The sequence below is a fragment of the Streptomyces olivoverticillatus genome (assembly GCF_014203555.1).
GTDB lineage: Bacteria > Actinomycetota > Actinomycetes > Streptomycetales > Streptomycetaceae > Streptomyces > Streptomyces olivoverticillatus.
In genome coordinates this window covers 238,621-253,231 of record NZ_JACHJH010000006.1, presented here as the reverse complement: position 1 = coordinate 253,231, position 14,611 = coordinate 238,621, and the positions used below count along the sequence as shown (strand labels likewise).

The 14,611-nt window shown below is 73.7% G+C and carries 13 protein-coding genes; 3 read left to right on the top strand and 10 right to left on the bottom strand.

The window, feature by feature from the left end:
* Positions 1 to 63 precede the first annotated feature (63 nt).
* Together FHS39_RS20615 and FHS39_RS20610 are read right to left on the bottom strand one after the other, a co-directional pair.
* Entirely contained in the window at positions 64 to 270 is a 207-nt protein-coding gene (locus FHS39_RS20615) for a hypothetical protein (RefSeq protein WP_184350867.1), read from the bottom strand.
* Positions 271 to 437: 167 nt separating this feature from the next.
* Positions 438 to 722, bottom strand: a complete 285-nt coding sequence (locus FHS39_RS20610) for a hypothetical protein (RefSeq protein WP_184350866.1) — start codon at positions 720 to 722, stop codon at positions 438 to 440.
* A gap of 226 nt (positions 723 to 948) precedes the next feature.
* Here FHS39_RS20610 and FHS39_RS20605 point away from each other — a divergent pair, with 226 nt between their 5' ends.
* Complete coding sequence (locus FHS39_RS20605) at positions 949 to 2,193, top strand: serine/threonine-protein kinase (RefSeq protein ID WP_184350865.1); 1,245 nt, start codon at positions 949 to 951, stop codon at positions 2,191 to 2,193.
* Here FHS39_RS20605 and FHS39_RS20600 read toward each other — a convergent pair.
* From FHS39_RS20600 to FHS39_RS20565, 8 genes are all read right to left on the bottom strand, one after another.
* Positions 2,171 to 2,989, bottom strand: coding sequence for a TrmH family RNA methyltransferase (locus FHS39_RS20600; RefSeq protein WP_184350864.1), 819 nt, complete (start codon positions 2,987 to 2,989; stop codon positions 2,171 to 2,173). The two genes, FHS39_RS20605 and FHS39_RS20600, sit on opposite strands and share 23 nt — an antisense overlap.
* A gap of 43 nt (positions 2,990 to 3,032) precedes the next feature.
* On the bottom strand, positions 3,033 to 4,268 hold the full coding sequence (gene cobA, locus FHS39_RS20595; RefSeq protein ID WP_184350863.1) for a uroporphyrinogen-III C-methyltransferase: 1,236 nt from the start codon (positions 4,266 to 4,268) through the stop codon (positions 3,033 to 3,035).
* A 136-nt stretch (positions 4,269 to 4,404) separates the two neighbouring features.
* Positions 4,405 to 8,151, bottom strand: coding sequence for a nicotinate-nucleotide--dimethylbenzimidazole phosphoribosyltransferase (gene cobT / locus FHS39_RS20590; protein WP_184350861.1), 3,747 nt, complete (start codon positions 8,149 to 8,151; stop codon positions 4,405 to 4,407).
* A gap of 218 nt (positions 8,152 to 8,369) precedes the next feature.
* On the bottom strand, positions 8,370 to 9,584 hold the full coding sequence (gene cbiE / locus FHS39_RS20585; protein WP_184350859.1) for a precorrin-6y C5,15-methyltransferase (decarboxylating) subunit CbiE: 1,215 nt from the start codon (positions 9,582 to 9,584) through the stop codon (positions 8,370 to 8,372).
* A 96-nt stretch (positions 9,585 to 9,680) separates the two neighbouring features.
* A complete protein-coding gene (locus FHS39_RS20580; RefSeq protein ID WP_184350857.1) occupies positions 9,681 to 10,331 on the bottom strand; it encodes a GNAT family N-acetyltransferase in 651 nt (216 codons plus the stop codon).
* Positions 10,332 to 10,517: 186 nt separating this feature from the next.
* On the bottom strand, positions 10,518 to 11,384 hold the full coding sequence (locus tag FHS39_RS20575; RefSeq protein ID WP_184350856.1) for a MetQ/NlpA family ABC transporter substrate-binding protein: 867 nt from the start codon (positions 11,382 to 11,384) through the stop codon (positions 10,518 to 10,520).
* 98 nt (positions 11,385 to 11,482) lie between these two features.
* Positions 11,483 to 12,262 (bottom strand): methionine ABC transporter permease, encoded by a 780-nt coding sequence (locus FHS39_RS20570; protein ID WP_343069662.1) that lies wholly within the window; start codon positions 12,260 to 12,262, stop codon positions 11,483 to 11,485.
* Positions 12,259 to 13,308: an ATP-binding cassette domain-containing protein gene (locus FHS39_RS20565; protein WP_184350855.1), complete on the bottom strand. Its 1,050-nt coding sequence runs from the start codon at positions 13,306 to 13,308 to the stop codon at positions 12,259 to 12,261. The genes FHS39_RS20570 and FHS39_RS20565 overlap by 4 nt, the downstream gene beginning before the upstream one ends.
* A gap of 504 nt (positions 13,309 to 13,812) precedes the next feature.
* On the opposite strand from FHS39_RS20565, the gene FHS39_RS20560 reads away from it, so the two are divergent.
* Both FHS39_RS20560 and FHS39_RS20555 read left to right on the top strand, forming a co-directional pair.
* Positions 13,813 to 14,172, top strand: a complete 360-nt coding sequence (locus tag FHS39_RS20560; protein WP_184350853.1) for a hypothetical protein — start codon at positions 13,813 to 13,815, stop codon at positions 14,170 to 14,172.
* 2 nt (positions 14,173 to 14,174) lie between these two features.
* The gene (locus FHS39_RS20555; protein ID WP_425507799.1) at positions 14,175 to 14,594 is read left to right on the top strand and encodes a hypothetical protein; all 420 of its coding nucleotides are present in this window, start codon (positions 14,175 to 14,177) and stop codon (positions 14,592 to 14,594) included.
* Positions 14,595 to 14,611: the final 17 nt, after the last annotated feature.

The window sequence follows — 14,611 nt, the reverse complement described above, 5'->3', positions numbered from 1 at the left end:
CGTCCCCACGGGGTCATTGCCGGTATGTCCCCGGCCCGGGCCGCTCTCCCGGGCCTTGGGCGCTCAGCGCCCCAGCATTCCGGCAACGGACGACGCTTGTGTGACGACGGCGTCCCAGCCGCCGAAGACCACCGCGAGAAGGACTGCCAGCGGCAGCACCATCGCGGCGGCCACCAGCGGATGGCGGGTGGAGGACGGGCGGTCGCCGAAGACGTCGGTACCCGGGCGGCCGTGCGCCCGGTCCGCCGGGCGGCCTGCGATGTCCGCCATCACCCTGCTCCCTCCGTGTGTGTCAGGGGGCGGCGGGCACCTGACCTCGGGGGACGAGTAGTGCGCCCGCCGCTTGTGCTCAACACTAGGCGCGGGCCCCCGGGTAGGGCGTCATGCCGTGGTGCCGCTTGCCGCTTCTCCCGGAGGATGACGCGACGGCCGGACGGCTACACCCGTGGGTGGAGAGCGGACCCCTGGACCCCCGGGTCTTCCCCGAGGAGGCGCTCGCTCCCGTCCACCCGCGGCACCGGGTGCTCCACCAGGGCGAGGACCCGGTTGGCCATGAACCGGGCGGTGCGCACCACGACCCCGGTACGGGTGACTTCGCTCACTTCCACCACGCCCCGGCGTACCGCCGTCTCCACCCTGCGGCCGGCTCTGTCGGCCACCACTTCATACGTTCGAGTCGTGTCCCCTGCGTCGACGACTATCTCCACTCGGTCACCCTTCACGGCACCAATCCCCCTTCCGTGACGGCCCCTTGGGGCCTGGCAAGCGGGCCGGCGACGCACGGCCGGCGTCTCGTGCCCGCCTTCCAAGGATCCCACCGGGCACTGACAATCCACCTGCCGACGCATGCGCGGCCTATCAGCGAGCCCGCCCGTCAATCCGTAAGCTGTGGCACGTCAGACGCCGGGCAGCTAAGTGGGGCAGCCACACCGGAGGTAGGGGACGAAGATGACGATGATGCGGCTCCGGCGCGAGGACCCGCGTGTCGTCGGCTCGTTCCGGCTGCACCGCAGGCTCGGCGCGGGCGGCATGGGCGTGGTCTATCTGGGTTCCGACCGGCGGGGCCAGCGGGTGGCGCTGAAGGTGATCCGGCCGGATCTGGCGGAGGATCAGGAGTTCCGTTCGCGCTTCGCCCGCGAGGTGTCCGCCGCGCGCAGGATCCGCGGCGGCTGTACGGCCCGGCTGGTGGCCGCCGACCTCGACGCGGACCGCCCCTGGTTCGCCACCCAGTACGTGCCCGGCCCCTCGCTGCACGACAAGGTGAACGAGGAGGGGCCGCTGTCGGCGGCTCAGACCGCCTCCATCGGCGCGGCGTTGGCCGAGGGCCTGCTGGCCGTGCACGACGCGGGGGTCGTCCACCGCGACCTCAAGCCGTCGAACATCCTGCTGTCCCCCAAGGGCCCCCGCATCATCGACTTCGGCATCGCGTGGGCCACGGGCGCGAGCACGCTGACGCACGTCGGCACGGCGGTCGGCTCCCCCGGCTTCCTGGCGCCCGAACAGGTGCGCGGGGCAGGGGTGACGCCCGCGACGGACGTCTTCGCGCTCGGTGCCACGCTCGCCTACGCCGCCACCGCGGACTCCCCCTTCGGCCAGGGCAGTTCCGAGGTCATGCTCTACCGGGTCGTCCATGAGGAACCCCAGCTCATGGGTGTGCCGGATGCGCTGGCGCCGCTGATCCACGCTTGTCTGGCCAAGGACCCGGAGGAGCGGCCGAGCACGCTCCAGCTGTCGCTGCGGCTCAAGGAGATCGCGGCGCGGGAGGCCCACGGGTTGACCGAATCCCGCCCCCCGTCGCCGCGCCGGGAGGCGGACCGGCCGTTGGGCCAGCGGGCCGCCGAGTACGAGCTCCAGCGCACCGAGCGGCGCCCGGGCAGCGCACCGACGCCGCGGCCCCACGCCCCGTCACGCCCCGCCGATCCGGGGCGCGGTGAGCGGCACCCGGCCGCGCCGCGGGTGCCCGGCGGCCGCAAGGGCGCCCGCCCGGCGGCGCGCCCCGGGGCGGGTGCCCGGCGGCCGGGGCCCGACCGCAAGCTGCTGCGTCAGCGACTGATCGTCTTCGTCGTGGTGACGCTGCTGGTCGCGCTCGGCATCGCGGCCGCCCAGGGCTGCCAGGGCCCGTCCCGCAGCCACGGCATGGGCCCGCTGCCCGGCGGGCCCGCGGTCGGCGTCAGTCCTGCGGACGGCCCGTAGCGACCGCGTAGAAGGCCACGGCGGCGGCCGCCCCCACGTTCAGGGAGTCGACGCCGTGGGCCATGGGGATCCGCACCCAGACGTCGGCCGCCCGCAGCGCCTTGGCCGACAGGCCCTCGCCCTCCGCGCCCAGCATGAGCGCCACGCGCTCCAGGCGGTGCGGGGCCGCCTCGTCGATGGACACGGCCTTCTCGCCCGGGGTGAGCGCCAGGACCTTGAAGCCCGCTTCGCGGACCGTCTCCAGGTCGCGGGGCCAGTTCTCCAGGCGCGCGTACGGCACGGAGAAGACGGCGCCCATGGACACCTTCACCGAGCGCCGGTAGAGCGGGTCGGCGCAGTCCGGGGAGAGCAGGACCGCGTCCATGCCGAGGGCCGCGGCGCTGCGGAAGATGGCGCCGATGTTGGTGTGGTCGTTGACCTTCTCCATGATCGCCACGCGGCGGGCGGAGCGCAGCAGCTCGGCGGCGTCCGGGAGCTGCTTGCGCTGCATGGACGCCAGCGCGCCGCGGTGCACGTGATAGCCCGTCACCCGTTCGGCCAGGTCCGGGGTGACCACGTAGACCGGGGCGTCGGTCTCGTCGATGACGTCGTGCATCACGTCGACCCACTTGGCCGACAGCAGCATCGAGCGCATGGCGTATCCGGCCTGCCCGGCGCGGCGGATGACCTTCTCGCCCTCGGCGATGAAGAGGCCCTCGGCGGGCTCGCGCCTGCGCCGCAGCTCGACGTCGGTGAGGTCGGTGTAGTCCGCCAGACGGGGATCGGCGGGGTCGTCGATGGTGATGAGTTCGGCCATGGTGCGGTTCGTGCCTTCTTCGGGGGCTGGGGGGGCTGGGGCCCTAGTTGTCGGTGTCGGCGGCCGGGCCGACCGTGACGACCTCGCCGATCACGATGACGGCCGGCGGGCGTATGCCCTCCGCCTTCACCCGCTCCCCCGCCGTCGCCAGGGTCGCGTCCACGCGGCGCTGGGCGGCCGTCGTGCCCTCCTGCACCACGGCCACGGGGGTGTCGGCCGGGCGGCCGTGCCGGATCAGGGTCGCGGCGATCGCGGCTATGTTCTCGACCGACATCAGCAGCACGAGCGTGCCGCGCAGCCGGGCCAGGGCCGCCCAGTCGATGAGGGACCGCTGGTCGTCGGGCGCCACGTGCCCGCTGACCACGGTGAACTCATGGGCCACGCCACGGTGGGTGACGGGGATTCCGGCGGCGCCCGGCACGCTGATGGAGCTGGAGATGCCGGGGACGACCGTGCACGGGATGCCGTGTTCGGCCAGCGCCCGGACCTCTTCCATGCCGCGGCCGAAGACGAACGGGTCGCCGCCCTTGAGTCGCACGACAGCCTTGCCCGCCTTGGCGTGCTCGATGAGAGCGTTGTTGATGGCCTCCTGGGCCATGAAGCGGCCGTACGGGATCTTCGCCGCGTCGATGACCTCGACGTGCGGGGGCAGCTCGTCGAGGAGGTCGCGGGGGCCCAGGCGGTCGGCGATGACCACGTCGGCCTCGGCCAGGAGCCGGCGGCCGCGCACGGTGATCAGGTCCGGGTCGCCGGGGCCGCCGCCGACGAGGGCGACGCCCTTGTGGCGGGCGCGGTGGTGGGGGGCCGCGAGGGAACCGTCGCGCAGGCCCTCGACGATGGCGTCGCGGACGGCGGCGGAGCGGCGGGGGTCCTGGCCGGTCAGGACGGCGACGGTGACGCCCTCGCTGCGGCCGGTGGCCGGGGTCCAGGCGGAGGCGGCTTCCGCGTCGTCGCTGCGCACGGCCCAGACGCGGCGCTCCTCGGCCTCGGCGGAGGCGGCCTCGTTGGCGGCGGGCTCGTCCGTGGAGATCAGGGCGTACCAGGCGCCGTCGAGGTCGCCGGGCCGGTAGCGGCGGCGCTCCCAGCGCAGTTCGCCGGCCTCGGCCATGGCTTCCACGGACGGGGTGGCGGAGGGGGAGACGAGCCGGACGTCGGCGCCGGCGGCGATCAGGGCCGGCAGACGGCGCTGGGCGACCTGGCCGCCGCCGAGGACGACGACGCGGCGCCCGGTGAGACGCAGTCCGACGGGGTAGGCGGCAACGGGTGCAGGCTCGGCCATGGGGCGGGTCTCCTCGTAAATGCGCTGGTGGGGACACCCTAAGGTGCAACGGCGGGTCGGTGGAGGGGGTGGGCGGGCCCGGCGCCCGCCCGGCCACCGGCTCGTGGCCCGGACGCGTGCGTCCGGGCCGTGAGCGTCAGCTCTTCTCCGTGACGCCCGCCGTGTCGAACGTCGCCACCTCGTGCATCGCACGCGCCGCGCTCTGCACCACCGGCAGCGCCAGGAGGGCGCCCGTGCCTTCGCCGAGGCGCAGGTCGAGGTCCACCAGCGGGCGCAGGCCCAACTTGGTCAGGGCCGCGACGTGGCCCGGCTCCGCGCTGCGGTGCCCGGCGATGCACGCCGCCAGCGCCTCGGGGGCGATGGCCCGGGCCACCAGGGCCGCGGCACCCGCGCTGACGCCGTCCAGGATCACCGGCGTGCGCAGCGACGCGCCGCCGAGGATCAGGCCGACGAGCGCGGCGTGCTCCAGGCCGCCGACCGCGGCCAGGACCCCGATGGGGTCGTTCGGATCGGGCTGGTGCAGTTCCAGCGCGCGGCGGACCACATCGATCTTGCGGGCGTGCATCTCGTCGTTGATGCCGGTGCCGCGACCGGTGATCTCGGCCGGGTCCGCGCCGGTGTAGATGGCGATGAGGGCGGCCGACACGGTGGTGTTGGCGATGCCCATCTCGCCGGTGAGCAGCGCCTTGTTCCCGGCCGTGACCAGGTCGCGGGCCGTCTCGATGCCGACCTCGATGGCGCGCAGTGCTTCCTCGCGGCTCATCGCGGGGCCCGCGGTGAAGTCGGCCGTGCCGGGGCGGATCTTGCGGGGCAGCAGTCCGGGGGTGCTCGGCAGTTCGCCGGCCACGCCGACGTCGACGACGCAGACCTCGGCGCCGACCTGGTTCGCGAAGGCGTTGCACACGGCCCCGCCGCCCAGGAAGTTGGCCACCATCTGCGAGGTGACCTCCTGCGGCCACGCCGTGACGCCCTGGGCGTGCACGCCGTGGTCCCCCGCGAAGATCGCGACGGCCGCAGGCTCCGGGATCGGCGGCGGGCACTTGCGGGACAGGCCGCACAGCTGCGCCGAGATGATCTCCAGCATGCCGAGCGCGCCGGACGGCTTGGTCATCCGCTTCTGCCGCTCCCAGGCCTCGCCCAGCGCCTTGGCGTCGAGCGGGCGGATGCCGCGGAGCGTCTCGGCGAGCAGGTCGTGCGGGTCCTCGCCGGGCAGGGCGCGGCGTCCGTACTCCTCCTCGTGCACGACCCAGGACAGCGGCCGCCGCTTGGACCAGCCGGCCTGCATCAGCTCGGGCTCGTCCGGGAACTCGTCGACGTAGCCGATGCAGAGGTAGGCGACGACCTCCAGGTGCTCGGGCAGGCCGAGGGTGCGGACCATCTCGCGCTCGTCGAAGAAGCTGACCCAGCCGACGCCGAGGCCTTCGGCGCGGGCGGCGAGCCAGAGGTTCTCGACGGCGAGGGCCGAGGAGTAGGGGGCCATCTGCGGCTGGGTGTGCCGGCCGAGGGTGTGCCGGCCGCCGCGCGTGGGGTCGGCGGTGACGACGATGTTGACGGGCGTGTCGAGGATGGCCTCGATCTTCAGTTCCTTGAACTGCTTGGCCCGGGCCTTGGGGAGGGACTTGGCGTACGCCTCGCGCTGGCGGGCCGCCAGCTCGTGCATCGTACGGCGGGTCTCCTCGGAGCGGATGACGACGAAGTCCCAGGGCTGGGAGTGCCCGACGCTGGGCGCGGTGTGCGCGGCCTCCAGGACGCGCAGCAGCACCTCGTGCGGGATGGGGTCGGTGCGGAAGCCCTTGCGGATGTCGCGGCGCTCGCGCATCACGCGGTGCACGGCGGCGCGCTCGGCTTCGCCGTAACCGACGGCGGGCGGGCCGAGCGGCTCCGGCGCCGGGGCGGGCTCCTGCGGCTCGGCTGCCGCGTCGGGGACGACGGCCGGCTCGGATTCGTCCGGTACCAGACGGATGTGAGCGGGCGTCTCGACGGGCGCCGCCTGCTGCGGCTGCTCGTCGGGTACGGGCACGGGGGCGGCAGCGGCACTCTGCTCTTCCGGCACCGGCTGCGCCTCGGGGGTCACGGCCTCGGCCTGCTGTTCCGGCACGGGCTGCACCTCGTCGACGGTGACGGCCGGCGGCTCGGGGGCGACGGCCTCGGCCGGGACGTCCTGCGGCTCGGCCGGAGCGGCCACGGGCACCTCGCTGTCGGGGACGATGCCGACGGCGGCTTCCTGGACGAGCACGGGCGATACGCCCTCGGGAGCCGCGGCCACGGGGGCAGCTTCCTGGACGGGCACGGGCACCTCGCTGTCGGGGGCGCTGACGGCAGCGGCAGGCACTTCCTGGGCGGGCAGCACGGACGCCGCGTTGTCGACGACGGTCTCCTGGGCCGGAGCGGGCGACCCACCGTCAACCGGCGTACCGGCGCCGTCGGCCTCCTGGACGAGCACCGGCGCCTGAGCCTCGACCGCCGCGGCGGCAATCGGGGCCTCCTGCACCGGGGCTTCCTGCACCGCCTCGGCCACGGGCTCCTGCGCGGGCGCGGCCGGCTCTTCGGCGGCCTGGACCTCCTGCGGAGCAGCCTCGGCAACCGGCTGGCTCACGGCGGGCGCGGGCGTCTGAGTTTCGGGCACGGGCACGGGAGCGGGCACCGGAGCGGCGGCAGCCTGCTGGACCTGGGGCTCGTCCGCCGGAGCTGCCGGAACCTCGACGACGGGCTCCGGGGCGGCCTCGACCGCGGCCTGGACCTCCTGCACGGTCACGGGCACGGGCGCGGGCACGGGCGCGGGCGCGGGCACGGGCACGGGCGCGGCCTCGGGCTCCGGGGCGGGCGCGGGCACCTGCGCCGCACCGTCAACCGGCGCGGCGACGGCGGCAGGCTGGGCCTCCTGGACGGGCGCGGGGGCGCTCTCGACAGCGGCCGGAGCTTCCTGCGGCGCCTCGGCCACGGGCTCGGGCACGCTCTGCACGGCCACCGCTTCCGCGGGGGCGGCGGCAGGCTGCGCCTCGGCCGGGACCGGCACGGCGACCGGCTCGTCCTGCGCGGCCTGCGTGACCTGCGGCGCATCCGCGGCCGGCACCGGTTCGGCTGCCACAGCGGCCACAGCGGCCACAGCGGCCACAGCGGCCACGGCGGCCTCGGGGGCTGACACGGCGCCAACCGGCTCCGCGGGCGCAGCCACCGGGGCCGGCTGTGCGGGCTGCGCCGGCTCGACGAACGCGCGCATGCCGCCGAGGTCGAGACCGCCCGCGGGCGCGGCCGGTGCCGCCTGGTCCGTTGACGGCGAGTCAACCGTGGGCGCGGCCGGCGCGGCTTCTTCCGCGACTATCTCGTGCCCGGTGGCCTGCGGGGGCACGAAGGCGACCGGAGCGGGCTCCGCCTCCCAGGTGCCCGGCGTGGACTGCGCGTCGGCGCCGGGGACGTCGAGGTACTCCAGGCCGGGGGTGGTGGCCTGCGCCTGCTGCGGCACGACGGGGGCGCCCACGGGCTGCTGGGGCGCGGCCGGGCCGCGGTCGGCGAGGGAGCGCACGACGCCGGTGTTGGGCTCCGGCACGGGCGGGCCCATGTGCAGCGGGCGGCGCGGCTGCGCCGACGCAGCGGCGGCGGCCGGGGCCGTACGGACACCGTGGTACTCGACGGAGCCGGTGTCGCGGCCGCCCGTCTCGTGCGTGCCGCCCTGGACCGGCGGCTGCTCCATCCAGGCGCCCTGGGCGCCCGGCATCAGCAGCAGGTCGTCCTCGTCCGCCGCGTCGGCGGAGTCGGCAAAGGTGTAGGGAGCCGGGGTTCCGGTGTCGGCAGGGGCTGCGGCATCCGCCGGAAGCGGGTGGCCGGGCAGTGCGCCTGCGTTCTCCGGCTGTCCCTCGCCCGGGAACCGGCCGGTGTCGGTCATGCGTACCCCTCGCCCATCGGTAGTGCTCCTTCCAACCGCTGACGCCCATAGACAAGAACGAGCGTCGGTGCCTCGCGGCACGTTGTGTGCCGTCCCGAGCCACCCTGCCCTGTACGCGCCAAGACGAGGGTGCGTTCGGAGCATTGGCGACTGTGGTGTCGGACACCGGGCGGCTGCACAACGGTCCGCCAGCCTACCCCGCGCCCGGCCCCCTGCCCTCAGGGGTGGGTACGACGGCCACTCAGAAGGAAGGCTACGGCCCGCTCGCGTTCCGTCCAGGCGCTTGTGTCCAACTCCACTGCTTGGAGCAGTACGCATTCCACCGCGTACCCGCCCTCGGCGAGCGCCCGGCCGATGGCCTCGGCCTCGTCCCGGGTGGCGGCGTGGGTGACGATGCGCTCGGGGCGGCGGGCGGCGCAGGCGGTGACGACGGGGGCTCCGCCCGCGCCGATGCGCACCACGTCGGGTTCGGGCAGGTCCTCCAGGACGTGGGGCGCGGTGCCGTGGACGACCTGCAGTTGCACGCCGAAGCGGCGGGCGGTGGCGGCGGTGTGGCGGCAGGCCTCGGGGTCCCGGTCCACGGCGATGACGGCCGCGCCGAAGCGGGCCGCCTCCACGGCGGCGGCGCCGCTGCCGGCGCCGATGTCCCAGACCAGGTCGCCCACACGGGGCCCGAGCCGTGCGAGTTGGGCGGCCCGCAGTTCGGTGCGCTCGCCTTCGCCGAGGGCGGTGGCGTAGGCGTCGGCGGGCAGCGCCCAGCCGCGTACGGGCGGGGGGTAGCCGCTCTCGCGGCCGGCGATCCAGCCGCCGGCGCGGCCCGCGGCGGCCACCGAGCCGCCGATGACGATGACGACGTTGGGGTCGCGCCAGGCGTGGTCGGCGGCCCGGTCGGAGGTGACGACGGTGACCTGCTCGCGTTCGGTGCCCAGTTCCTCGCAGATGACGAAGGTGCGGTGGACGGGGCCGAGGAGCAGGGCGAGTTCGGCGGGGCCCGCGCCGGGCGAGGTGAGGACGGCGACCTTGGGGTGGGCGCGGCAGACGTTGACGGCGCGCCGCAGGTCGCGGGCGTGGGCGGCGACGATCTGGGCGTCGTCCCAGGGCATGCCGGCCCGGGCGAAGGCGGCGGCGACGGAGGAGACAGCGGGCACCACCTCGACCTCGAGGCCGTGTTCGGGGGCGCGCAGGGTGCGGACGACGCCGAAGAAGCCGGGGTCGCCGTCGGCGAGGACCACGGCGGAGCCGCGGTGCTGGGCGATGCGGCGGGCGGCGAGGTCGACGCTGCCGAGGCGGATGCGTTCGGCGGTGGGCGGGATCTCCGGCAGGGCCAGGTGGTGGGCGGCTCCGGCCACGAGGGTGGCGGCGCCGACGGCGGAGCGGGCCGCTTCCGTCAGCGGTGAGCCGTCCCATCCGATCACCGTGACCCGGTCGGCCATCGTCGTCAGTCTCCTGGGCTTGTCGGGATCGGGCGGGCGCGGGCAGGCTGAGAGTACCCCGGTTGGTCCGGACCTTCGGTCCGGTGGCTGTGGCGCTCAGCGCCAGTCGGGGAAGGCGGTCGCGTAGTCGGAGTAGTCGTAGCCGCCGGCGTGGGTCTCGCGGACCTCGTCGAGGTCCTCGGGCAGCAGGCTCCAGACGATGAGGTCGGTGCGGATGTCGGTCCAGCCGCCGTCTTCCGTGCGGCTGCGCGCTATCCATGCGTTGCGCAGCACGCCCTCGCTGACGCAGCCGGTCTTCTGGGCGACCTGCTGGGCGGCGGTGTTGTCGGCGGCGGTGCGCAGCTCCAGGCGCTCGAACTTCTGGTCGCGGAAGAGCCACTGGGCACTCGCCAGGACCGCTTCGCAGGCGTAGCCCTCGCCGCGGGCCCAGGGCGCGGTGACGTAGGCGGCCTCGGCGGCGAGGTTGCGCCAGTCGGTGTTGCGCAGGTGGACGATGCCCACGAGGCGGTGGGTGAGGAACTCGGCGACCGCAAAGACGATTCCGCGGCCGGAGGTGCGCTCGGCGGGCGCCTGCCGCAGGGCCCAGTCGCGGGCGTCGGCGGTGGTGTAGGGGTGCGGGGCGGAGGTCCAGGCCGTGATGAGCTCGTCGTTCATCATCTCCGCGAGGGCGGGGATGTCACCGGCCTCGAACGGGCGCAGCACCAGCCGGTCCGTACTGATGGAGATGTCCGGAAAGGTGGAAGTCATGCGCTGCTCCAACGCCGGGGCGGGTGGGCTCGGTGGTTCTGGGTTTCTCGGGTGTGGCGGGGTGTCGCTTGTCGGGTGCACCAGCATGCAGCATGGGCGTGCCGGTGCGCCAAGCGCGTAGGCCCCGCGCACGACGGTTTCGTGCGCGGGGCCTACAACCGTACGGACGGCCGAGGTTACAAGGTGTCAGCTCTTTGCGGGACCGAAGGCGGGGATGACGGCGCCGCTGAACTTCTGCTGGATGAACTTCTTGACCTCGTCGGAGTTGAGGAGCTTGGCGAGCTTCTGGATCCGGGGGTCGGACTCGTTGCCCTTCTTGACCGCGAGGAAGTTGGCGTAGGGGTTGCCCTCGGCCTTCTCCAGGACGAGGGAGTCCTTGGCGGGGTTGAGCTTGGCTCCGATGGCGAAGTTGCCGTTGATGACGGCGGCGTCGACGTCGGCGAGGCGGGAGGGGATCTGGGCGGCCTCGAGCTCGGTGAACTTGACGCCCTTCTTGTCCTCGACGTCGGAGAGCTTGGCCTCGGCGCCGACGCCGTCCTTCAGCTTGATGACGCCGTTGTCCGCGAGGAGCTTGAGGGCGCGGCCCTCGTTGGTGGCGTCGTTGGGGACGGCGATGGTGGAGCCGGAGCCGAGGTCGGAGACCTTCTTGTCCTTCTTGGAGTACAGGCCCAGCGGCTCGATCTCGACGTTGACGACGGGCACGATGTCCGTCTTGTTCTTCTTGTTGAAGTCGTCGAGGTAGGGCTTGTGCTGGAAGAAGTTGGCGTCGACTTCGCCGTTCTGCGTGGCGGTGTTGGGCAGGACGTAGTCGTTGAAGTCTCTGACCTTGAGCTTGAGCCCGGCCTTCGCGGCGAGGTTGTCGCGGACGAAGTTGAGGATGTCGCCGTGCGGGGTGGGGCTGGCGGCGACGACGAGCTCGGCGCTGGGGTCGGCGTCCTTGCCCTTCTTCTCCGAACCGGCGGAGGTGTCGGAGGGGGCGCTGCAGGCGCTCAGGCCCAGGGTGAGGGCTGCGGCTGCGGCGACGGCGGCGGTGAGCTTGATGGTGGTACGCACGAAGAGTGCCTTCCTTGCTTGGTGTTTCCGGGTGTCCCGAGGTGTTGCCGCCCGGCAAAGGGTCCGGGCTCCTGGGAGGCTGTGGGGGGTTGCGGCGCTCAGGCCGCCTTGCCGGCCGTGGTGGCCTCGGCTTCCGCCGCGGCCCGGGGGGCGGGCACGGTGGCGGGGGTGCGCTGGGCGGGCAGCAGCCGGCGCAGGCCCACGGGGGCCGCCTGGCGGCCGCCGCGTCCGGCGAGGCGGCGCACGACCAGGTCGCCGAGGAGCTGGACGGCGGTGACGATGACGATGAGCAGCACGATGGTGATGTTCATCAGGCCGGTCTCGTGGCGCATGTAGCCGTAGGTGATGGCGAGGTTGCCCAGGCCGCCGCCGCCGACCGCGCCGGCCATCGCCGAGTAGCCGATGAGGGTGATCACGGTGGTGGTGAGGCCCGCGATGAGGGAGGGCAGGGCCTGCGGCAGCAGCACCTTGAAGACGATCGTCCAGGTGCCGCCGCCCATCGACTGCACCGCTTCGACGAGCCCGTGGTCGACCTCGCGCACCGAGGACTCCACCAGGCGGGCGAAGAAGGGGACGGCGCCGACGGCGAGGGCCACCACGGCGGCGCTGGGGCCGATGGAGGTGCCGACCACGGCGCGGCTGAAGGGGATCAGCCAGACGATGAGGATGATGAAGGGCAGCGAGCGGCCGAGGTTGAGCACGGCGCCGAGGACCTTGTTGACCACCACGTTCTGCAGCAGCGCGCCCCGGTCGGTGAGGACGAGCAGCAGGCCGAGCGGCAGGCCGCCGAGGACGGCGTAGAGGGTGGACCACCACACCATGAAGAGGGTGTCGAGACAGGCGTCGTGCAGCAGGGGCTGCATCTCGGTCCAGGTCACTTGGCACCTTCCTTAAGGAGCGCGTCGGCGGGTGCCGGGGTGTGCACGTCGGCGACGTCGACCTGCAGGCCCTGCTCGCGCAGGAAGCCGATGGGGACGACGTTCTCCTCGAAGCGGCCGGGCAGTTCGATGCGCATCCGGCCGACCTGCTTGCCGCCGACGGTGTCCATCGCGGCGCCCAGGATCGAGATGTCGACGTTGTAGGTACGGGAGAGCTGGGAGATGACCGGCTGGGTGGCGGCCTCGCCGTGGAAGGTGACGTCCACGACGGTGCGGTCGGGGCCGGAGGGCTCGCCGCCGACCGGGAAGAGCTCGGCGGCGAGCTCGGAGCCGGGGGTGGCGAGCAGTTCGGCGACGGTGCCGGACTCCACGACGCGGCCGCCCTTCATCAGGGCCGCGGAGTCGCAGATGGTCTTGACGACGTCCATTTCGTGGGTGATGAGCAGGACGGTCAGGCCGAGCTGCTGGTTGAGGTCGCGCAGCAGCTGGAGGATGGAGCGGGTGGTCTCCGGGTCGAGCGCGGAGGTCGACTCGTCGGAGAGCAGCACCTTGGGGTCGCCGGCCAGGGCGCGGGCGATGCCGACGCGCTGCTTCTGGCCGCCGGAGAGCTGGCCGGGGTAGGCCTTGGCCTTGTCGGCGAGGCCGACCAGGTCCAGCAGGTCGAGGGCCTTGCGCCGGCGCTCCTGGCCGGAGAGGCCGAGGATCTCCAGCGGCAGCTCGATGTTGGACTGCACGGTGCGCGAGGAGAGCAGGTTGAAGTGCTGGAAGACCATGCCGATGTGGCTGCGCGCCTCGCGCAGGGCGGCGCCCGCCCGCAGTCCCCGTCCGGCGAGTGCGGTGAGGTCCTGGCCCGCGACGGTGACCGTGCCGGAGGTGGGACGCTCCAGGAGGTTCACGCAGCGGATGAGGGTCGACTTTCCGGCGCCGCTCTGGCCGACGACGCCGTACACCTCGCCCTCGCGGACGTGCAGATCGACGCCGTCGAGAGCGGTGACCTCGCGGCCTCGTGAGCGGTAGACCTTTGTCAGGCCCGTAGTGGTGATCACAGGGGATTCCGTCACTGTCGAGTGCGTGGCGGTGGTGGTGCCGACGCACGGGCATTCATTGCGGAACGCGGCATTGGGAGCCCGGGCGCACTTCTGGGCGCGGGGTCTTAAGGGATCCTGGTGACGCGGGGGCGGAGCGGGCCGCGCCGGCGGGGAGGCCGGATGCGGGGCTCTACGGGTCTCGCTTCGGGGCGCGAGGCACAGACGGGGGCCCTCAGCAGTCACACATTCGACACATGCAACGAGCAGCACCGGGCGTCTTCATCGCCTCGGTCGCAAGAATGCGGGTGCTCGTCGTGGTCATGCGGGCAAGTAAAACAGAAGGGTGTGCGAACAGGCCAAGCTTGTCCGAATAGCGGACAGGCTTGATCGGTCCGTGGACGGTCCACGGTCGGCACCGCAGCCGCCCCAGGGGTCGCACGCGGTGGTCGGGGGCCGGGCCATTAAAGTCGTCCCCATGCCTGTCCTGTCCCTTCCGCGCCCCCGCGCCGCCCGGCGGCCGCGGTGATCGACGCGCTGACGTTCGCGGCCTCGCTGGCCGCTCTCGCGCTGGCCGCCTGGTGCGGCTTCGCCTTCAAGCGCGACCAGCCCACCAAGGACTGGCACTTCATCGGCATGGCCGTGGTCTCGGTGCTCGTCCTGCTGCAGCTCGTCATCGGCCTGGTCCGCCTCGCGGGCGGCGACAAGCCCGCGCAGGGCACGGCGATCTTCGTGGCGTATCTCCTGGGCGCGGCGGCCGCCGTGCCCGCGGCGGGCTTCATGTCCCTGGCCGAGCGGACCCGCTGGGGCTCGGCCACGGTGTCGGCGGGCGCCGTGATCCTCGCCGTGCTGGAAGTACGGCTCTACGACATCTGGGGAGGCTGACCGTGTCCGAATCCACCGACGCGCAGGCGAAGTCCGGCTTCGACCTCGGGCAGGGCCCGGGAAGGCTGCTGGTGTGGCTGTACGGGGTGTTCACCGTCGCCGCGGCGTCCCGCTCGGTCGTCCAGATGATCCTGGACTTCGGCAGGGCGCCGCTCGCCTACGCCCTGTCGGCGGCCGCGGCCGTGGTGTACGCGTTCATCACGTACTCGCTGGTGCGCGGCGGCGAGTCCGCCCGCAAGGCGGCGCTGGTGTGCTGCGCCGCCGAGCTGGCGGGGGTGCTGACCGTGGGGACCTGGACGCTGGTTGCGCCGTCCGCCTTCCCCGATGCGACGGTCTGGTCCGACTACGGCATGGGCTATCTCTTCATCCCGGTCATCCTGCCGGTGACCGCGATGATCTGGCTGCGCCGGTCCGAGCGCTGAGGCGTAAGGCGGGGCGG